We start from the raw sequence: 20198 nt of genomic DNA, 5'->3' as shown, positions 1-20198 counted from the left end.
AACCCAGCAAAAGCACACCGTCAGGGAGCAAGGCTGATAGCTTCAAAGCCGTCCTCCTCGCGATGGGTGCGCCCGTTGATGGCAGGCCCGACCTGCAGTCGCCGCTCCAGTTGCATCGCGACTTCGGGACGTGTCGGTTCCACCTTCATCAGCGGACCGACACGTTCGATGATCTCCCGCACGACAGGCGCCGCGGTCCAGCCTCCATAGCGGAAACCCAACGTCTCCTTGTTGCCCTGCGGTTCATCGAGTGTCACGAGAACAACATAGCGCGGATCCTCGACGGGAAAGGCAGCGACGAACGACGCGACCACGGCACCCTTCTTGTAGCCGCGACGGGTCGCCGATGGCTTGTCGGCGGTACCGGTCTTGCCGCCGACCAGGTAGCCCGGCACGATCGCCTGCGTGCCGCTACCGCGCTCCACCGTGAGCCACATGAGCCAGCGCAGGTCGCGTGCGGTCTGCTCGGAGACAACCCGCACACCATCGTCAACATTCGACACATCGTGAATGACATCCGATGGCATCGGCGAATCGAAATGACGGATCTTCGAACGATGGAACACACCATCGCCGACCAGAGCTGCAACGGCTTCGGCAAACTGCAGCGGAGCGACGGCAATGCCATGTCCGTAGGACACGGTGGCCGTGGTGATGTCAGGCCATTTGGCCGGGACGAGCGGCTCCCGGGTCTCCGGGAAGACCATCTGCGGACGCTCCATCAGCCCCAGCGACGTCAGGAACGGGATCTGCGCTTCGTGACCGCCCGCGGCGAATGCCATCTGTGCCGAGCCGATATTGGACGAGAACGCGAAGATCTCGGGAACGCTGAGCACACGGTACTTGCCATGATCGTCACGGATGCGGTGGCCGTTGACGACCAGAGGCTCGCTGGCGTCGAAATGCGAACGCATGGTCACCTTGCCGGTCTCGAGCGCCATGGCGGTGTTCACGATCTTGAACATCGACCCCAGCTCGAACACGCTGCCGGAACAACGGTTCAGCCGCGCATCCGCGGGCGCGCGCTCGGGATGATTCGGATCGAAATCGGGAAGGCTGGTCATCGCTATCAGTTCACGAGTCTTGACATCCAGCACCAGGGCACATCCCCCCAGTGCAGAATAATCCGTCATCGCCTTCGACAAGGCCTCATGCACCGCCAGCTGCGCACGCACATCGACCGACAGCCGGATATCCGGCTTGCCCGCCTCCGCACCGCCCACCAGCTCCTGCTGCAGGCCGAACTCGACGCCTGCCAGCCCCTGATTGTCGACGTCGACAAAGCCCAGCACATGGCTGGCCAACCGCCCCCGCGGATAGACACGCATTTCGCTGTTGATGAACGAAACGCCTGGCAGGCCCAGATCCTGCACCATTTTCTGTTCACGCGGAGAAATGTGACGCTTGATCCACGCAAACCGCCCGCCTCGCTCGAAGCGCCGCAGCAACTCGGCTTCATCGACATCGTTCAGCACGCCGGCAAGGGCATGGGCTGCACCGCGCTTGTCGATCATCCTCAGCGGATCAGACATGATCGACAAAGTGACAATGTTGCTGGCCAGCAGAAGCCCGTTACGGTCAAGAATCTCGGCACGATGCGGGTCGGGTGCATCATTGCCCATCGCTGTCGGGCGCCCGCCCGACTCGTCATCGCGCGACGCCAGATCGACGAGCCTAATGGCCAGTGAACTGAAGGCGATGACAAAGAACAGCCCGACCAGGCCGATGCGCAGGCGGATCGGATCCTTGCGCGCGGGACGAACGTCATAACCAGTCATTACTCGTCACCGTCAGCGTCGAGATTGAACGTTGCCACGGGCTTGAAGCGCAAGGCCGCTTCCCCGCCCGACGGCAGGATGATCGGGATCGGTCGACGGGCGAGTTCAAGCTGCTTCATCCGCCCGATCTGCTCGACCTGAATGATGCGTCCCACCGATGCCGGATGCATGCCGATCTGGCCGGCCAGCATGCTGAGCCGCTCGGGGCGCGTCAGGTAGGCCCAGTCGGCTTCGAGCGTCGAAATCTGCCAACGCGCCTCTTCGATATCGGCATCGAGCAAGGTGAGCTCGGAGTTCAGTCGCACGACCGAATATTTCAGATGGAAAACGCCGGCCGCGACAAGGAGCGTCAGCATGAGGAGGGACGCAATCTGGCGGGTCATCATGCGGCCGCACTCCAGTCGGGCTCCGCATCGTCCCCGGCCATGCGTTCGGCCGCACGCAGGCGCGCCGAGCGAGCCCGGGGGTTGCGCTGAACCTCGCCGGCCGAAGGCTGCGCGGCCTTGCGCTGCAGCCAGCGCAACCGCGGCACCGGCCCGTCCGCAACCGGCATGTGGCGCGAGACCGAGCGGCCATGGCCGCTTTCGGCATCGATGAAGCGCTTGACCAACCGATCCTCCGCCGAGTGAAAGGCCACCACGACAAGCCTTCCACCGGGCGCCAGAATTTCCATGGCGGCAGCCAGTGCCGTTTCGAGTTCGCCCAGTTCGTCATTGACCGCCATGCGCAGCGCCTGGAACACTTGGGTCGCCGGGTCACGCCCGGGACGGACCTTGCGCTTGACATCGGCGATGACACCGGCCAGGTCGCGCGTGGTGACGAATGGCCTCTCCACCCGGCGAGAAACAATGGCCCGCGCCACACGCCCCGCTTCCGGCTCATCACCGAACTGCCGAAAGATCCTCGCAAGCTCCTCCGGAGTACGCGTGGCCACGAGATCGGCAGCACTCTCACCCTCCGCCGCCATGCGCATGTCCAAGGGACCGTCATTCCGGAACGAGAAGCCGCGCGAAGCGTCGTCGAGCTGGAAGGACGACACACCGACATCGAGAACAATTCCATCGACACGGGAATATCCCGCGTTGACGATCATCGACGCCATCCCGGAGAAACACCCCTGCACCACGGCCAGCCGAGGCTCGCCCGCAGCCAGCTCGCGCGCGCGAGCCATGGCATCGGGATCGCGGTCGATGGCAATGACCCGGCATTCGGCTGCCCGCAAAATGGCACGCGTATAGCCACCACCGCCGAAAGTAGCGTCGAGATAGACGCCACCGTCACGCGGCGCCAGCGCGTTCACCATCTCGGCAAGCATCACGGGCTCATGCGTCATCAGGTTATCCAGAACTTACCCACAGGCAGCCTCCAAGCCGCCATTGCCAACCCGAATTCGACCACAAGTTGATTCGATTCCCGCACACTACCGCACAATACTTCGCCGCACAACATGCTTGAGAGACCCACTCCAGTTGAATCAAGGAAAAACGACGAAGTAACCGCTAAAGACCGCAAAGACAAACCGCACCACCTCGGCTTGAACATTCTTCTTTCAACCTAATGGTGTCTGACTTTTCCAAACGCGATCTCGCACTTCTCCTTTATATTTTGCCTTACTAACGCTTGACTTCTGTCCAGCGAGTCATTCTGCAAAGGAAAAAAGGATTCAACTAAGTTGCAAGGTTGCTACAACCTAGCCTCGACACCACCTGTGGTCAAGCTTTCTGAATGCAGAATTAACTCCAGAACTTACCGGCAACCTATTGTAATAGATAAATTTTATGCTAAAAAGAATATTTCTGTGGATAACTCACAAAGAACATGTGGATGAAAGGAGTACAGCTTGAAAATCCTCCAGAACTTGCCGATGCGGGGTGGCCTGTAAGCCGGGTTCTGTTCCCGGCAACAGCCGGGCGGTGACCATTCATCTGGGATGCCCGTTGCCGGACACCTCGCGCGACCTACCCGGACGACCATCCCGAAGACAGGATTGCCCATTGAAGGGCTGTCGTCCCTACTTGGTCTTGCTCCCGGTGGGGTTTGCCATGCCGGCGACGTTGCCGCCACCGCGGTGCGCTCTTACCGCACCCTTTCACCCTTGCCCACGGGATCGAAACATCCCCGGTGGGCGGTCTCCTCTCTGTGGCACTTTCCCTGGGATTGCCCCCGCCGGGCATTACCCGGCACCGTGTCTTCGCGGAGCCCGGACTTTCCTCCCCCGCGCACGGCCAGGCCGCCGCGGGAGCGGTCACCCGGCCACCTCGCATCGGGTCCCGGTCTAGGCGCTGGGATATTCGCGTTCAAGGGTCATTATGAGCCCCATCGTTTGCGCATCGAGCACGCCGTCCACCCGCGACGGACGAAATCGCCGCTGGAATGCCCGGATCACATGCCATGGCTCGGTGGCCGGCAGCTCGAAGTCGTAACCGATGCGACGGAGTGCGGCGACCGCCAGCTCCCGGTCGGGCATGCCCTCGGGAGCTCCGGCGAGGGCAACCGCCAGCCCCTGCCGTGCCAGCCGCGACCATTCGAACAGCTCGCCCGGATCGTCCTTGCGTGCCGGCGCGACATCACTGTGCCCCAGAACCAGCGCCGGACGGATCGCCCGTCGGCGCACGATGTCGGCGACCAGCCTTTCCACAGCCTGCATCTGTTGTTCGGGAAACGGCCTGTAGCCCCATTCGTGACCGGGATTGACAATCTCGATGCCGATCGAGACGTCATTGAGGCGGCGGCGACCGCCCCATCCGCTCACACCCGCATGCCAGGCCTGCCGCTCCTCGTCGACAAGTGCCAGAATGCGACCATCCTCCTCGACCAGATAGTGCGCACTAACTTCGGCCTCCGGATCGCAAAGGCGATCCAGCGCGGCCCGTCCATCCAGCATGCCGGTATAGTGAAGGATGATCATGTCAATGACCGCCCCGGGCGGACGATTGCCATGACTGGGCGACAGGTGACGTTCAGAAACGATCGAGCAGGCGGTCGTAATAATCGAGCTCCACCGGTGGCCGCTGGCGGTCGCGCGAGCGGCGGTACAGTTCCTCGAGCACCCCACGCGCCCTGCCGAGGTCATTTTCTGCCGGCAGCTTCGTGCCCTCGGGGCTGAAACCTCCATCATTGCGCGTCGAACGCCCCAACGGGTCACGACCCTGCTGCTGGGCCCGTCCCGGCTGCATGCCCTGCTGCGCCATCATCTCGCGCAACTGCTGCATCATCGCCTGACCGCCCTGCTGCATCAGGTCGACGGCCTGCCCCTGCGGCCCGATCGCCTGCCCGGCCTCTCCCCGCTGCAGGGCATCGCGAGCGCCGCGCATCTGCATTTCGGCCTGACCAAGCGACCGCGGGATATCCATACCCATTTCACCCATGCGCCGCATCAGCTCTCCCAGGGCACGCCGCAGCGCCTCCTGTTCGCCAGCCGACCGACCCGCGTCCTGCTCGCCCGGCTGGCCCTGCTGCCCCGGCCGCGTTTCGCTCTCACCAGCTTGCGGTTGGCCGTCCTGACGATTTTGCATCTGGAAGGAACGGTCGAGCAACTCCTGCTGCAATTCGATCATCCGCTGCAGGTCACCCATGGCCTGTTCGCCGGGGCCGGGCTGCATCGGCTGCAGTGCCGTCTGCATGTTTTCCATCATCCGCTGCAACTGCGACAGCAACTCCTGCGCCTGTTCCCGCGCGCCGTTGCGCATCAGTTCGCGCGCACGGTCCATCATCGACTGCAGATCCTGCGGCGTGATCATCTGCGAGGGATCGATCGGCTGAACCGGCATCCCTTCAGGCATGCGCTGCGCCTGCTCCACGGAATTGCGCATCATCTCCTGCATGTAGCGCTCCATGGCTTCCTGCAGCCGGTCCATCAACTGTTCAAGTTCGGCGCTGTCGGCACCTTCGAGCAAGGCACGCTGCAATTCCTCCTGCAGCGCGCGCAGCTCCTTTTCCGCCAGCGACAACCGCCCGTCCTCGATGAACAGGGCCAGGTCCCACAACATCGCGACAACGGACTGGACCCTTTCGCCATCGGGACCGGGCCGTGTCAGCCGGCTTGACGCGGCCAGCAGGGTCAGCGGCACCGCGACCCCAAAATCCTCCGCAGGCCCGGTTCGCGCCAGCGCGTCGAGTTTGGCTGCGGACATCGAGACATTCTCCGGCTCGCGGACGATTTCCTTGCGGATGGCGATAATCGCCCTTGCAAGAGGATGAACGAATTTCCGCTCGGGCAGGACCATCTCGATTTCACGACTTTCCCCCACCTGGTCGATTGCATCGACTGCGCGAAGACGCATCCTCACCGGCAGTCCGGCCAGAGGATGTGCACTCAGATCGACATGGACACCCGTTGCCAGCTCGCGTGGCGCTCCCGACGGTGCCAGCAATTCTCGCACCTCCATCGCATCGGGACGGTCGGCCGGCGCGAAAGCCAGTTCCAGCCTCATCAGGCCGTAATCGTCGCTGGCGTCGAAACGGATTTCGAGAGTGGCACGCTGCGATGCCACCAGTTCTTCGGCAAAGCTCACCGCCGGCGGCTCGTCCGGGACGACCTCGATGTTCCAGGAGCGCAACAGGGCGTCCTCGCCATGGCCGACATGCACCGCCAGTTCACCGCCTGCATCGAGTACGGTCCGCACCTGTGCACTGGCCGCCCCGCTGCGATCGGCTCCAAGCCACTCCACGTCGACCGGCTGGCCGGCGAGACTGATCGACGGAGTGGCTTCCTGTCGATCCGGCAGGCCGTGGACCTGCAACAGCAACTCGCTTCCGGCTGGAACCGACAGCGTATCCGAACGGGCCGTTCTCTCCTCGCCGAATGGTGCCGTTCCGGTGTAGGCCGGAGGCGTGATCCACAGACGGATGGCAACTTCCGCCGGCACGACGTTCACCCGCTCGCCCGGCACCACCGCCTGCACCAGCCTCGGCCACCATTCACCACGAGCTTCGACCAGGGAAACCAGCAGTACGAGCCCCAGAATAGCCCGCAGGGCCCAGGGATCGAGTCGTGGCATGGGCGACCGTGGCGGACCAAGGCGCAACCGTCCAGCTTGCCGCAGTGCCCGCTCCCGCTGTCGCTCCCACAGACGTCGCGTCAGGGGATCGTGTTCGCCCGTACCCAGCCTGTCCTCAAGCGAGCCCAACGGTTCGTGGGACAATTCACTGTCGCGTTCAAGACGCCTTATGGCTTCGCCCCGCGTCACCGGCCGCAGCCTGCGCAAACCGGAACCGAGCGCGCCCACGAGGACCAGACCGAATATCCCGAGCCCGATCCAGTGAACCCATACAGGAACATGTCCCCAGAAATCGACGAACGCCAGAATGGCAAAAAGGACCAGAACGACAACGGCAGGGAAGACAGCCGGCCACAGTCGCTCGACGGTCTCGAACAGGCGCGCTCCGAAGAGACGCAGGCCCAGCCTGCGCACCCCTGCCCCCACCGACCGGCTCACCACCGTACTGCCTGCAGGACCGGCCCGGTCAGCCTCTCATGCCGTGGCGATACCTCGATCCTCTTCGAGCCAGCCGGGAATGCTTTCATCAGCGAACTGCTCCTCAGCATGTCGATGGGGCTTGACCAGGGCCCACCGCTCACCGTCGACCAGAACTTCTGCCGGGCTCGGCCGACTGTTGTAGTCGGACGCCATGACAGCACCATAGGCGCCGGCAGAGCGGAAAGCAACGAGATCGCCCGAATCGAGCGGCGGCAGCAGCCGCCCCCGCCCGAAAACATCGCTACTCTCGCATATCGGCCCCACCACATCCATCGGCAGGCGGTTGTCTCCATGTTCAACAACAGGCACGATCTCGTGATAGGCATCATACATGGCGGGTCGGATCAGCGTGTTCATGCCGGCGTCGAGAATGAGAAACTGCCTGTCGGACGTTACTTTCCGGTAAATGACCCGGCTGACCAGCACACCGGCCTCGGCGACCAGCGCCCGGCCGGGCTCGAACATCAGGCGGCAATCGAGCCCCCTGGTCAGCCGCCGGACCAGTCCGGCATAGGCCTCCGCATCGAGTGGCCGTTCGTCACGATAGGTGACTCCGAAACCACCGCCCAGATCCAGGGTCGACAGTGGATGCCCCGCCGCCCGCATCTGCACGAACAGATCGATGCTGCGCGCATAGGCCGCCTCGAACGGATCGACACTGGTGATCTGCGAGCCGATATGCAGATGCAGCCCGACCGCCCGGAGATTGCCAAGATCCCCGATGAGATCGAGCACCGCCGGCACCTCGTCATGCACGATCCCGAACTTGTCCTGCCGCCTGCCGGTGCTGATCTTCTCGTGGGTTCCCGCCGCGATGTCCGGGTTGACGCGAAGCGCCACGGGTGCGGTGACGCCGAGGCTCGCTGCGATTGCCGAGATGCGCCTGAGCTCGGGCACCGATTCGGCATTGAGTTGCAGGATCTCGTGTTGCAGCGCGAAGCGAATCTCGTCATCCGTCTTGGCGACACCGGCGAAGACGATCTTTTCGGGCTCCACCCCGGCAGCCAGCGCCCGCCTGATCTCGCCCATGGAAACCGTGTCCGCGCCCGCCCCGGCCCGTGCCAGCGTACGGATCACGGCCAGATTGCTGTTGGCCTTGAGCGCGTAGCAGAAGAGCGCATCCAGCCGGGAGAAAGCCTGCTGGAACTCCCGAAGTCGCCCCTGCATCCATGCCTTCGAATAGACATAGAGCGGCGTGCCAACACGGTCGGCCAGTTCCGTGAGACTGACACCCTCACAGTGGAGTGTGCCATCCACATGACGAAAGGCTGCGGTCATGAGGTCATTTTCCTTGTATTCCGGGTCCGGTTCCTAGGAGCCGTTATCCGTGTTCCCTTCGGGCTTCCGTTCGACCGGCGACCCCGGTTGAGCATCGGGTGCGGGCCCGTCGTCCGTTGCAGACTTCGGGAGCCTGAGATCGCCCTTGCGACCGCAGCCGGCGAGCAGCAGGACACCAGCGGCAAACATGGCCAGTTCGCGACGCCTCACAGCTCCGCCCTCCAGCGTGCGATCTGCTCGCGTACGCGCTCCGGCGCCGTGCCGCCGAAACTCGTGCGGCTGGCCACTGAGCGATGCACGCCCAGCACCTCGAACACCCCGTCGTCGATACGATCGTCGATGGCCTGCAGGTCGTCGAGGGACAAGCCCTCGAGACCACACCCTTTCTCCTCGGCGCGCTTGACGGCCCGGGCCGCGAGGGAATGGGCGTCGCGGAACGGTGCGCCCTTCGCCCGAACAAGCCAGTCGGCCAGATCGGTGGCGGTCGTGAAGCCGACACCGGCCGCCGCTTCCATGCGCTTGCCGAACACCTGCATGCCACCGATCATTTCTGCTGCCGCCGCAAGGCACAATTCGACGGTGTCGACCGCGTCGAACAGCCCTTCCTTGTCCTCCTGCATGTCCTTGCTGTAGGTCAGCGGCAATCCCTTGAGCATCACCAGCAGCGCCTGCAGATGTCCGATCACCCGACCGCTCTTGCCGCGCAGCAGTTCGGCAGCGTCCGGATTGCGCTTCTGCGGCATGATCGAACTGCCCGAGGTGAACTCCTCGCCCATCCGCACGAAGCCGAACTGCGGCGTCGACCACAGCACGAGTTCTTCAGCCAGCCGCGAAAGGTGCACCGCAAGGATGCTCGCCGCCGCGAGATATTCGAGCGCGAAATCGCGATCGGAAACCGCATCGAGTGAATTGGCCGCCGGCATGTCGAAACCGAGATCGCTGGCGGTCATCTCGCGATCGACGGGGAAACTGGTTCCGGCCAGTGCCGCCGCCCCCAGGGGAGAAACATTCATCCGCCTGCGGCCATCGGCGAAGCGGGAGCGGTCGCGCGCCAGCATCTCGACATAGGCCAGCAGATGATGGCCGAACGTCACCGGCTGGGCTGCCTGAAGATGGGTGAAGCCCGGCATGACCTGACCGGAATGAGCGTCAGCCTTGTCCACCAGCGCGCGCATGAGCTCCTCGATGAGGACCTCCGCACGGTCATAGGCATCCCGGGTCCACAGCTTGAAGTCGGTGGCCACCTGGTCATTGCGCGAGCGGCCGGTATGCAGCCGACGGCCCGGCTCCCCAACCAGTTCGGTCAGCCGGGCCTCGACATTGAGGTGAATATCCTCCAGTTCGGTCCTGAAGACGAATTCACCGCGCTCGATCTCGCCCAATATCGTGTCGAGGCCGCCGATGATCGCATCGCGATCGGCATCCGAGATGATGCCGCAGCGGGCCAGCATGCGGGCATGTGCCTTCGAACCCGCGACATCGTGAGCGTAGAGCCGCTTGTCGAAGCCGATGGATGCGTTAATCTGTTCCATCAGCGGGGCCGGACCGGTGGAGAAATGTCCACCCCAGAGATCGCGTCCGCTGCCTGTCTTGCTCGTCATTGCCCGAGGTCGCTCCCGATGCCTGTCACCGTTTCCTCGCCCCTGCCGATCCTCGTCGCGCTGGTCGTATCCTTCATGGTCCTCGTTCGGACGGGACCCGCGGCCGCCCTCGAATTCGAGACACCGCAGGCACTTCCGGATGTGCCCCTGCTGACCATGGAGGGCGACGAAGCACGGCTCGAAGCCCATGCGGGCGAGCTTGTCGTAGTGAACTTCTGGGCCACATGGTGCGCTCCCTGCAAGCGCGAAATGCCCTCGCTCGCTCGCCTCCAGGCCGAATTCGACCCGAAGGCACTCAAGGTTGTGACGATCGCCGTCGACCGCTCGGCACCGGAAAAGATCAGGACCTTCATGGATGAGGCGCAGGCTGCCGACCTGCCCGTCTATCGCGACCCGAAGATGGCGACCATGAAGGGCTTCGCATTGAAGGGCCTGCCCACCACGCTCGTCGTCGACGATGAAGGCCGGATCATCGCCCGGCACGATGGCTATGCGGAATGGGATGATCCCGACATCGTCAAGGCATTGCGAAGCCATCTGCCATCCGGTAGCTGACAGCCGTATCTGTCAACGCGACTGCTGCCGCCAACGCAGACATCGACATATCGGGAAATTGCCGAATCCGAACGCGGTCGCGGCAGGACTCGACCCGGTGGAGTTCGACCCAGCGGGGTTCCATCCATTCGCCAGGACTCATGCTGCCCAACCGCAGATAGCCGGGATTTGCTAACTAAATAGCTTTTTATTATGCGCCTGCATGAAGAGCAGCGCGGAGAGGTAGGCCATGCGCGGGCATTTGGTGGTGCATCGTGTTTTGCGGCGGAATCGGGCGAGATGATGACGGACGTTGGCGTTGAGGCTTTCGAGCCGTTGCGTGTGCATCTTGCCGGTGAAATGGGCGCCTTTCGGCAGCACGGCCGCGTAGGCGGCGAGATCGTCGGTGAAGGTGATGCGCCCCTGGGCTTGGGGAAACGATTGGCTCAGTTCCCGTTAGCTGTTGTTCGTGTTATGTTCTCTATGGATTTGGGAGAACCGACTGATGCGCAACGAGGAATTCGAACTGTTTCTTTCGATGGTTGCTCGCCTTGACGTTGAGCAGAAACAACGGCTCGAAGCGGCGCTTGCCGGTGGCGGGGACGAGGCGGTGGTGATCGGGCTTCTGGAAGCTCGCCTTCGCCCGGAACCGGCCTGCCCGCATTGCCGGGCGGAAGGTTCGAAGCCGTGGGGCAGGAGTCACGGGTTGCGGCGTTTTCGGTGTGCGACCTGCGGCCGGACGTTCAACGCGCTGACCGGCACACCGCTGGCGCGCCTGCGCAGGAAGGCGCAATGGTTGAGCTTCACCGCCTGTCTTTCCCGAAGTGACACTGTTCGCAAGGCAGCGAAGATCTGCCGGGTGGTGGTGGCGACGAGCTTTCGCTGGCGGCATCGCTTTCTTCGGGCGGGAGTGGCCGATGCCGAGGCGCTTTCGGGTATCGTCGAAGCCGACGAGACCTTCTTCCGGCGTTCGTTCAAGGGGTCGCGGTGCTGGCGAAAGCAGGCTGACCCGCCGCCGCGACCGCCCAAAAGACGCGCCACACCGGCCCGCAAGCGCGGCTTGAGCGACGAGCAGGTACCTGTGCTGGTCACCCGGGATCGCACCGGATCGACACGCGCGGCAGTTCTGGCCGACCGCAGTGCCGATGCCATCGATGTCGCCATCGGCGCCAGCCTGCCCGCCGACGGCGTCCTTTGCACCGACAGCCACGCGGCCTTCCGCCTGGTTGCCGATCGTCACGCCATTCATCACGAGCCCGTCAACAGCCGCCTCAAGAGCTGGATCGCCGCCTTCAACGGCGTCGCCACACGCTACCTGCCCAACTATCTCGCCTGGCACCATGTTCTCGACAAAAAGCCAGATGTTCCGGACCATCGTGAATGGCTGCGGTTGACCATCAACAGCTAACACGAACTGGCCTTCATTTCTACGTCGGCTGATCCGGGAAAGGAACGGAACGACGACCGCCACGACACCCGGTGGTAGCGGTCGTTTCCGGGGGGGTGTTCAGGCGATCCATTCGCTGACGGGAGCGGCGGCTTCGTTGAGCGGCTGGCTTATGATGTCGACAAGGGTCGGCCCGCCATGGTCGATGGCCTCGCGCAGAACACCCTCCAGTTTGTCGGGATCCTCGACGCGCCAGGACTTCACCCCGTAGGCGGAAGCCACGGCCGCGTGATCGGTCCGGTCGAAATCGACCGAGAAATAGCGCTCGCCGAAGCCTGCCCGCTGGCCGGCCTTGATCCAGCCATAGACCGAGTTGGAGAAGGTGATGAAGGTGATGGGCAGGCGATGGCGCACGACGGTTTCCAGTTCGCCGCAGGTGAAACCGAAACTGCCATCGCCCATGAGCGCGACGACCTTGCTGCCCGGCCGACCGACCGCTGCGCCAACGGACGCCGACAAGGCGTAGCCGAGAGCACCGTGGGCGCGGTTGGAGAACAGGGTCCGGCCGGTCCGGCGCAGTTCGTAGAAGGCCGAGACGTAGGGGCATGGCGTTCCGGGATCGGCGACGATGACCGCATCATCATCCAGCACCCGGCGCAGGGTGGCAATCGTGCGCTCGGGGCGGATCGGCGTTGCCCGGTTCTCGGCGATGGCACGAAAGGCCGACCACTTCTTCTCCTTCGCCGCCGCGACGACAGCTTGCGCATCGCCACTGCGCTCCCCGTCACCGCGGGTATCGAGCCGACGGTTCAATGCACCAAGCACCAGCCGCGCATCGCCGACGATCCCCACTTCGGTACGATAGGAAGCACCGATCACCTCGGGGTCGCTGTCGACATGCAGGATCCGCGTCGATTTTGCCGGCACGCGCCAGCGCTCGGTGGTGACCGATCCGGCGCGGCAGCCGATGAACAGCACCAGATCGGCCCGCTCGACGACCTCGCGCGTCGCCGGGACACCGCCGTTGGAACCGACTACTCCAAGGCAAAGCGGGTGGGTTTCGGCAAGGCTGCCCTGCCCGGAGATCGTCGTGGCCACCACGATCTGCAACCTTTCAGCGAAGGTCTCCAGTTCGCACTCGCCACCGGCAAGCACCACACCGCCGCCGCAGATGATCACCGGGAAGGAAGCACTCGCCAGCACGTCGAGCAGCGCATCCAGCCTGCCCTCGTCGGGACCGGCCGGATAGGCGGGCCAGGTGGCGTGCGCCGGATCGGCCCAGATCTGCCCGGGATCGACCGCACCGCGCTGGACATCGATGGGGAAACCCAGGTGCGCCGAGCCGGGCCTGCCGGTGGTCATCTTGCGAAACGCCGTCCTCACCGCATCGGGGACCATCTCCGAGCGCGGAATGGTGAGGTTCCACTTGGTCAAAGGTCGCATCAACCCTTCCTGGTCGAGTTCGGTAAGCGGATAGTGCCCCCGCGAGGTGACCGACACGTCAGAGGTGATGGCCAGTACCGGCACCGACGACTCGTTCGCCTCGACGAGGCCGGGCAGGATGTAGGTCGCCCCGCCGCCCGAAGGACCCTCGCAGACGCCGACCCTGCCGGTAACCCTTGAGTAACCGTCGGCCATGTAGGATGCGGACCGTTCATCGCGCGTGAGAACATGCTCGATCCCGTGGTCGAGCCGATAGAGGGCGTCATAGAATGGCAGGCTCGTATCGCCGCACAATCCGAAGACATGGCGCACACCGTGCTCCTGGAGCATGCGCACCATGGCCTCGGCGCCGTTCATCTCGTTGGTCCTGCCGTCGTGACTCATGAAGCCCTCCATCCCGTTTCCTGCCGCATCCGGGTCTGCGGTATCGAACCGGCCCGGCACGCGGCCGGAACGAAACCCGGGGGCGAGCCCACCGAAGACTGCCTCGCGTTACACCAGGGGACAAGACATGGATGAGCCCGATCCCGGACATGTCCACCGAATCCACGACGAGATCAAGTCCATGGCGATCGCGTTCGAACTCCGTCCGGGCGAGCGGATCAACGAAAGCGCGCTCGCCAGGAGGTTGAACGCCAGCCGCACGCCGGTGCGCGAAGTCCTAAACCGGCTGGTCGGCGAGGGGCTGGTGCGAGCCATTGCCGGCAAGGGCTTCTTCGGTCGCGACCTCGATGCCGGCGAAATCCGCCAGCTCTACGAGGCACGGGCCGCCATCGAACGCGAGACGGCACGCCTCGCCGCCCTGCGCCGCACCGACGACGAAGCGCAGGCCCTCGCGTCCTCGATATCCGATCATCCGGACGTCGACGGGGACGAGACCTTCCATGAAAACATCGCGCGGATGGCGCGCAATCCCGCACTCGCCGCAATGCTCGACGACATCCGGGCACAAATCCGCTGTGTACGTGCAACGGACCTCGCCAGCGATGCGCGATCCTGTGCCGCCGGTCACCGGGCCATCGCCGAAGCCATCGCCGAGGGCAAGGCATGGAAAGCCATGCTGGCCATGGATGAACATATCGGGCAATCGCATGACCGCGTCGATTCGCTCGTCGCGGAGACTCTCCACAGGCTGGCCGATCATGCCGACGAACCGGCCATCACGTGACGCTGCCCCTTCCCGCTGGTCCACGGACAGTCATCAACCCCTCGTTAACCCGTTGCTCCTATCATGGCTCACCCGGTGTCAAAATGAACGGTCAATATCATGTCCCACTTCCTCGTCACCGACGAGCACCCCAATGGACACAAGCTGGAGACCCTGCTGGAACTGCTGCGGCGCGACCTGATCCATCGCATGCAGGCCATCGCCGATGACAGCAGGCCCGAGGCCAGGCATGTGCTGGACAATGACATCCGGATCCTCGATCATTTGACCCGGTGCATCGAACTCGCCCAGGACAGTACCCGAACGCTGAAAAAGTCCTTCGGCCCCTCGCATCAGGGGTCCCATCGCATCGGCAGCTGAACACGCTGGCAGAACAGGGCGGCAACCCAACCCGGGCATGCAATCCCGGGCATGCAGGCCGCACGTCGACGGGGCGTTCCGGGGGCCGATACCGGGCTGAAGGCTGGCCAGACGCCGCAAATCGCCCTAGATCATCGTCGTGCCCAAGATGATCGTCTCCATCCTTTGTCTCTTTCTGCTGGCCGCATGCGGCAGCAAGCGCGCAGTCCATTCGGGACTCCGCCAGGAACCGCCATTGCCAGCGACATGCGAGGCGGGCATGCAGGCGCATACGCTCGACTACCAGCCTGCGAAGCTGGGGAATGATGCGCACTGCAAGGTCGACCAACCTGTACGCTTCAGCCGCAGCCAGATCCTGCGCATGTCGCCGGCACTCACGACGTCCTGCGCCCTGGCCCTTGCGTGGCTCGACTTCGAGCCCACCATCGAGGCTCTGGCCCTCCGCCATCTGGATTCCCGCGTGACGGTTGTCCAGCACTACGGTTCCTACAACTGTCGGCCCATGAGCGGAAATCGCAGGCGCATGAGTCTGCATGCCAGCGCCCGTGCCATCGACATCGCGGGTTTCGTCCTTGCCGATGGCCGTGAAATCTCGGTGAAACGCGACTGGAACGCTGGTGCGGCCGGCCGCTTTCTCCATGCCTTCGCCAACGCTGCCTGCGAGCGATTCGGCGTCGTCTTGACCCCTTCCCATGATCGGGACCATCATGATCATGTTCATATCGACATCGGTCCATGGAGGCTGTGCGGAACGTGAAACGCCCCTTTCGCATCGGTTGCGGCGCCGGCTTCTCCTCCGACCGCCTCGAACCGGCTGCAGACCTTGTCGCTCGTGGCCGGCTGGATGCCATCGTGCTCGAATGTCTCGCCGAGCGTACCCTGGCCTCCGGTCACCGCAATCGGATGCGCGATCCGTCGAAGGGCTGCAATCCCTGGCTTGAACGACGAATGCGGACGCTTCTGCCGCTCTGCCACCGGCATGGCACCCGCCTGATCACCAACATGGGCGCCGCCAATCCTGCAGCCGCAGTCGAACGCACCCTCACCCTTGCCCGCGAACTCGGCCTCAAGGGCATGCGCATCGCCTGTATCACTGGCGACGATATCACCCGGCACTTTCCGGCCGATACGCAACCCGGGGAAGGCAGCCAGACCGGGACAATGGCAGTGCGCTACATCTGCGCAAACGCCTATCTCGGCATCGATGCGCTCATCCCGGCACTGATGGCAGAAGCCGATGTCGTCATCTCGGGCAGGGTTGCCGACCCGTCGCTTTTCCTGGCGGGGATCGTACACCATTTCGACTGGGCGCCGGATGACTGGCAAAGGCTCGGGGCGGGAACACTTGCCGGTCATCTGCTCGAATGCGGCATGCAGGTGACGGGCGGCTATTTCGCCGATCCCGGCTACAAGGACGTGCCCGACCTCGCGCATTGCGGTTTTCCGCTGGCTGAAATCGACGAGGATGGAACATTCACCATCACCAAGCTCGATGGTACCGGAGGCATGGTCACCCTTGCGACCGTCAAGGAGCAACTTCTCTATGAAGTGCATGATCCGGCTTGCTATCTCACGCCGGATGTCACCGCAGACTTCAGCCAGGCCAGGCTGGAGCAAACGGGTCGGGACAGGGTGCGCGTGGAAGGAGCGACGGGCCGGCCGCGGCCGGAACGGCTGAAGGTCACGCTTGGTTTCGACGGCGGCTTTGTTGCCGAAGCAGGTATTTCCTACGCTGGCGGCAATGCCGCCGCACGCGGCGAACTGGCCCGCTCGATCCTGCGCGAACGCCTGTCTTCGCTGAATGGCGAACTGCGCCTCGATCTGATCGGTGTCGATTCGCTGCACGGCACGGCAAGCTCCGCAATCGTCCGCAACGATCCGCCCGCGCGGGATGTGCGCCTGCGCGCGGCCATGCGCACCGCCGACAGGGAAACGGCCGACACCGTGCTATGGGAGGTCGAAGCGCTCCTGTGCTGCGGACCGGCCGGAGGTGGAGGCTTTCGAGGCACGGTCACGCCTTCGGTGACCACGCGAAGCGCCAGTATCGATCGGGATCTCGTTCGTCCGGAATGCATCATGGTGACAGCATGACCAGGATCGGCGAGATCGCGCATGCGCGGGCGGGCGACAAGGGCAATACGTCCAATGTCTGTATCTGGGTTAATGATCCGTTGCATTATCCTGCGCTTTGCAAGGCAATGACAGTCGAACGCCTGAAAACGGAGTTTCCCGAATTACTGCTCGGCGATATTGTAATCCACCTCCTTCCCGGTCTTCATGGCATCAACATTGTCATGCATGAAGCGCTTGAGGGAGGTGTCAATCGTTCCCTCAACCTTGATGGACACGGGAAGAGCTGGAGTTTTCTCCTGCTCGACCTCGATATCGATCTGCGGGATTGACCGCCTGGCCGCGATCGGCGGCAGCATTTTTCCAATCGCACCAGGACCCGTGTTGCGAAACGCCTCAAAAAGAAGGACATCCATAAATGTCGATGAAACGACTTGCCCTCTTGGCACCACTTCTGCTGGCTGCCTGCGCCGGCGGTGAAAGTGTCACAACCAGCACCGTGCAAGCCGACGCCCTGCCATTTTCCGTCGAACCTTCATCCGGATCGGTCGACATGCTCACCAGCAAGAGGATCTATGACCGTAGGAGAGGTACGGAAACCTTTGTAGCATTCGTCAATGATCGCGAGAACAAGGGGAATCTGCTGGTCTACCATGTCAATACCGGACCCGGCGTGCTGATGAACCTGACCAGCGCCAAGGGGCAGGTCGACAGGGCGATGCCGACCGAAGTCGGGCACCTTCAAAGAGAATCTTCCGACTGGCAGGTCGCCGGATACAGGACCGAGGGCTGGATCTACGCTCCCAATGACAAGGGAGTGAGCTGTGCACGCTTCATCACCCCCCTGGAACGCGCTTCGGGATACGACAACGCGATCGTGGCAGGTTTCGATTCCGCCCTGTTCGGCCAGTTCTGCTTGCCCGGCGGAACACTCGACGATTCCGCCGTGCAAAAGGCCCTGGGTACGATCCACCTGCGTCCGTGACAGCGCAGCGGTCTCCGCGACATGGGCCGGCGCCCCTCGTTCAACGACAATCGACGGGCGGTGCCACGGGCGGGTATCGCCACCTGCCTCGGTTTTCACATTCACGGTACGGGCCTTGCCTTGAGCGGTGCCCGTCGTCTATGCGGACATCCGACCTGTCATTGTTGATGCGAGAAAAGCCATGATGCCTCCCGCCCTGCTGATACCCGAACTCGTGAAACTCGCCGAGGAAGCCGGCAAGGTGGTGATGAGCTATTATTCGGGCGAGATCGCGGTCGAGATGAAGAACGACCGTTCGCCGGTGACAGCCGCCGACGGCGCTGCCGAAAAGGTGATCCTCGCGCGCCTGCGGGAACTCACCCCGAATATTCCCATTGTCGCGGAGGAAAGTGCATCCGCCGGCGATCTTCCCGACGTGTCGGGCAAAGAATTCTGGCTGGTCGATCCGGTCGACGGCACCAAGGAGTTCATCTCGAAGAACGGCGAATTCACCATCAACATCGCGCTCGTTTCCGCCAACCAGCCGATTCTGGGTGTGGTTTACGCACCAGCTGTCGAAAGCATGTGGTGGGGGGCGGCGGGCCATGGCGCCACCAAGCGGGACAAGGATGGCGTGCGCGCCATCACCGTGCGCGAACGGCCCTCCTCGGGCGCGGTCGCGGTCGCAAGCCGCTCGCACCGGGACCAGGCAACCAATGACTGGCTGGAGAAGAACCGCATCGGGGAAACGGTAGCAGCCGGCAGTTCCCTCAAGTTCTGTCTCGTTGCGGAGGCTCGCGCCGATGTCTATCCGCGCTTCGGTCCGACCATGGAGTGGGATGTCGGCGCCGGTCACGCGGTCCTGTCCGCCGCCGGTGGACGAATGACCGATCTTGACGGCAGGCCCTTCCATTACGCGAAGCCCGACTTTCGCAACACGGGTTTCATTGCCTACGGTCGATGATCCTGAAGCGCGCAGAGGCAGCCGTCCGTCACGTCCTCCGGCAGCTCCCCGCCGAAACGGCACATGATCTTGCGCTGAGGGTACTGGCATTCGCACCGGATCTGTCGGCCGTCGCGCCGGATCGCCTGAGAACGCAGTTGTGCGGCCTCGATCTCGCCCACCCCGTCGGCCTTGCTGCCGGGTTCGACAAGAACGCACGCATTGTCGACGGTTTGCTGTGTGCGGGCTTCGCCTTTGTCGAGACCGGCACCGTGACGCCGCGACCCCAGCCAGGGAACCCGAAGCCGAGGCTGTTCCGACTCGACGAGGACGGCGCGATCATCAACCGCATGGGGTTCAACAACGATGGGCTGGAGCGCTACTGCGAAAGGCTCTCAGGCTTCCGCTCCCGCACCCGGGAGCCCCGAGGTTCCGTTGGCGCCAACATCGGCATCAACAAGGATAGCAGCAACCCACTGGCCGACTATGCGGCAGGTCTGCGCAAGGTTGCTCCGCTGGCCGATTATGTCACCATCAACATCTCCTCGCCCAATACCCCGGGCTTGCGCGCGTTACAGGCCGCAGAAGCATTGCGGCCGTTGCTCGAGCGGATCTGCGAGGAGCGAATACGAACCACACCCGTCCTCCTGAAAATCGCACCCGATCTTGACGGCGATGAGCTCGACGCCATAACCGACCTGGCCCTTCAATACCGCCTTGACGGCATGATCGTCTCGAATACCACGATCAGCCGCCCGTCGTGCCTTGCCGCTCCCCAGCGGCAGGAGGCCGGTGGCCTGAGCGGCAAGCCTTTGCACGACCTCGCACTTGCCGCTCTGCGCCGGGTCGCGCAGCGAACCGAAGGCCGGCTGGATCTGGTGGGTGTCGGCGGAATCTCCACAGCTGCGGATGTCTACGAGCGGATTCGGGCCGGGGCCTGCTGCATCCAGCTGTATACAGCGTTTGTCTATCATGGCCCCTTCCTGATCCGCAGCCTGCTGGAAGATCTCGATACCCTTCTTCAACGTGACGGGCTGTCGTCGATCCGCGAGGCTGTGGGTATCGACCTTTGACTTGACGCTCGCGGACACCGCCTCTATGCAGCTTTATCGTGGTGATTTGGGCCGGCCGGCTTGCGTGCCACGTTAAAAAACACGCTAAAAGGTCGGGGACTGTGTGAGGCGCCCTGACC

General features: G+C 63.5%; 20 protein-coding genes, 1 other RNA gene and 1 riboswitch. Of the genes, 10 read left to right on the top strand and 11 right to left on the bottom strand.

What is annotated here, in order from left to right:
* Positions 1 to 20: 20 nt before the first annotated feature.
* The 9 genes from H6851_09315 to argH form a co-directional block, all read right to left on the bottom strand.
* The gene (locus H6851_09315; protein MCB9943802.1) at positions 21 to 1778 is read right to left on the bottom strand and encodes a penicillin-binding protein 2; all 1758 of its coding nucleotides are present in this window, start codon (positions 1776 to 1778) and stop codon (positions 21 to 23) included.
* Positions 1778 to 2164: a hypothetical protein gene (locus H6851_09310; GenBank protein ID MCB9943801.1), complete on the bottom strand. Its 387-nt coding sequence runs from the start codon at positions 2162 to 2164 to the stop codon at positions 1778 to 1780. Before H6851_09310 ends, H6851_09315 begins: the two co-directional genes overlap by 1 nt.
* Positions 2161 to 3123 carry a 16S rRNA (cytosine(1402)-N(4))-methyltransferase RsmH gene (rsmH, locus tag H6851_09305; protein ID MCB9943800.1) on the bottom strand — a complete coding sequence of 321 codons (963 nt, stop codon included), beginning with the start codon at positions 3121 to 3123 and terminating at the stop codon, positions 2161 to 2163. The genes H6851_09310 and rsmH overlap by 4 nt, the downstream gene beginning before the upstream one ends.
* 518 nt (positions 3124 to 3641) lie before the next feature.
* An RNA gene (rnpB, locus tag H6851_09300) (RNase P RNA component class A) lies at positions 3642 to 4039 on the bottom strand.
* Positions 4040 to 4053: 14 nt separating this feature from the next.
* Positions 4054 to 4851, bottom strand: a complete 798-nt coding sequence (locus H6851_09295; GenBank protein MCB9943799.1) for an N-acetylmuramoyl-L-alanine amidase — start codon at positions 4849 to 4851, stop codon at positions 4054 to 4056.
* A complete protein-coding gene (locus H6851_09290; protein ID MCB9943798.1) occupies positions 4739 to 7216 on the bottom strand; it encodes a TIGR02302 family protein in 2478 nt (825 codons plus the stop codon). Before H6851_09290 ends, H6851_09295 begins: the two co-directional genes overlap by 113 nt.
* Before the next feature lie 36 nt (positions 7217 to 7252).
* The gene (lysA, locus tag H6851_09285; GenBank protein ID MCB9943797.1) at positions 7253 to 8536 is read right to left on the bottom strand and encodes a diaminopimelate decarboxylase; all 1284 of its coding nucleotides are present in this window, start codon (positions 8534 to 8536) and stop codon (positions 7253 to 7255) included.
* A gap of 33 nt (positions 8537 to 8569) precedes the next feature.
* On the bottom strand, positions 8570 to 8746 hold the full coding sequence (locus H6851_09280) for a lipoprotein (GenBank protein MCB9943796.1): 177 nt from the start codon (positions 8744 to 8746) through the stop codon (positions 8570 to 8572).
* Positions 8743 to 10137 carry an argininosuccinate lyase gene (argH, locus tag H6851_09275; GenBank protein MCB9943795.1) on the bottom strand — a complete coding sequence of 465 codons (1395 nt, stop codon included), beginning with the start codon at positions 10135 to 10137 and terminating at the stop codon, positions 8743 to 8745. The genes H6851_09280 and argH overlap by 4 nt, the downstream gene beginning before the upstream one ends.
* Before the next feature lie 18 nt (positions 10138 to 10155).
* Between argH and H6851_09270 the strand changes: the two genes are divergently transcribed.
* Positions 10156 to 10692: a TlpA family protein disulfide reductase gene (locus H6851_09270; GenBank protein ID MCB9943794.1), complete on the top strand. Its 537-nt coding sequence runs from the start codon at positions 10156 to 10158 to the stop codon at positions 10690 to 10692.
* A gap of 171 nt (positions 10693 to 10863) precedes the next feature.
* Here the strand turns inward: H6851_09270 and H6851_09265 are convergent, their stop codons facing one another.
* On the bottom strand, positions 10864 to 11052 hold the full coding sequence (locus tag H6851_09265) for an IS1 family transposase (GenBank protein MCB9943793.1): 189 nt from the start codon (positions 11050 to 11052) through the stop codon (positions 10864 to 10866).
* 124 nt (positions 11053 to 11176) lie between these two features.
* On the opposite strand from H6851_09265, the gene H6851_09260 reads away from it, so the two are divergent.
* Complete coding sequence (locus H6851_09260) at positions 11177 to 12079, top strand: IS1595 family transposase (GenBank protein MCB9943792.1); 903 nt, start codon at positions 11177 to 11179, stop codon at positions 12077 to 12079.
* A 99-nt stretch (positions 12080 to 12178) separates the two neighbouring features.
* On the opposite strand, the gene H6851_09255 is transcribed toward H6851_09260, so the two are convergent.
* Positions 12179 to 13885, bottom strand: coding sequence for a thiamine pyrophosphate-binding protein (locus tag H6851_09255; GenBank protein ID MCB9943791.1), 1707 nt, complete (start codon positions 13883 to 13885; stop codon positions 12179 to 12181).
* Positions 13886 to 14012: 127 nt separating this feature from the next.
* Between H6851_09255 and H6851_09250 the strand changes: the two genes are divergently transcribed.
* From H6851_09250 to H6851_09215, 8 genes are all read left to right on the top strand, one after another.
* On the top strand, positions 14013 to 14669 hold the full coding sequence (locus tag H6851_09250; GenBank protein MCB9943790.1) for a GntR family transcriptional regulator: 657 nt from the start codon (positions 14013 to 14015) through the stop codon (positions 14667 to 14669).
* Positions 14670 to 14768: 99 nt separating this feature from the next.
* Positions 14769 to 15029 carry a histidine kinase gene (locus H6851_09245; GenBank protein MCB9943789.1) on the top strand — a complete coding sequence of 87 codons (261 nt, stop codon included), beginning with the start codon at positions 14769 to 14771 and terminating at the stop codon, positions 15027 to 15029.
* Between the two features lie 139 nt (positions 15030 to 15168).
* Complete coding sequence (locus tag H6851_09240; protein ID MCB9943788.1) at positions 15169 to 15786, top strand: extensin family protein; 618 nt, start codon at positions 15169 to 15171, stop codon at positions 15784 to 15786.
* Positions 15765 to 17120, top strand: coding sequence for a DUF1446 domain-containing protein (locus H6851_09235; protein ID MCB9943787.1), 1356 nt, complete (start codon positions 15765 to 15767; stop codon positions 17118 to 17120). The genes H6851_09240 and H6851_09235 overlap by 22 nt, the downstream gene beginning before the upstream one ends.
* Positions 17117 to 17431 (top strand): hypothetical protein, encoded by a 315-nt coding sequence (locus H6851_09230; protein MCB9943786.1) that lies wholly within the window; start codon positions 17117 to 17119, stop codon positions 17429 to 17431. Before H6851_09235 ends, H6851_09230 begins: the two co-directional genes overlap by 4 nt.
* Before the next feature lie 86 nt (positions 17432 to 17517).
* The gene (locus H6851_09225) at positions 17518 to 18084 is read left to right on the top strand and encodes a hypothetical protein (protein ID MCB9943785.1); all 567 of its coding nucleotides are present in this window, start codon (positions 17518 to 17520) and stop codon (positions 18082 to 18084) included.
* Positions 18085 to 18265: 181 nt separating this feature from the next.
* Positions 18266 to 19027, top strand: a complete 762-nt coding sequence (cysQ, locus tag H6851_09220; protein ID MCB9943784.1) for a 3'(2'),5'-bisphosphate nucleotidase CysQ — start codon at positions 18266 to 18268, stop codon at positions 19025 to 19027.
* Positions 19024 to 20079, top strand: coding sequence for a quinone-dependent dihydroorotate dehydrogenase (locus H6851_09215; protein MCB9943783.1), 1056 nt, complete (start codon positions 19024 to 19026; stop codon positions 20077 to 20079). The genes cysQ and H6851_09215 overlap by 4 nt, the downstream gene beginning before the upstream one ends.
* Before the next feature lie 28 nt (positions 20080 to 20107).
* Positions 20108 to 20187, top strand: a riboswitch (SAM riboswitch).
* Positions 20188 to 20198: the final 11 nt, after the last annotated feature.

The sequence above is a fragment of the Geminicoccaceae bacterium genome, assembly GCA_020638465.1.
In the GTDB taxonomy this organism is placed as follows: Bacteria; Pseudomonadota; Alphaproteobacteria; order Geminicoccales; family Geminicoccaceae; genus JAGREO01.
This window is presented reverse-complemented; position numbering and strand designations above follow the sequence as displayed.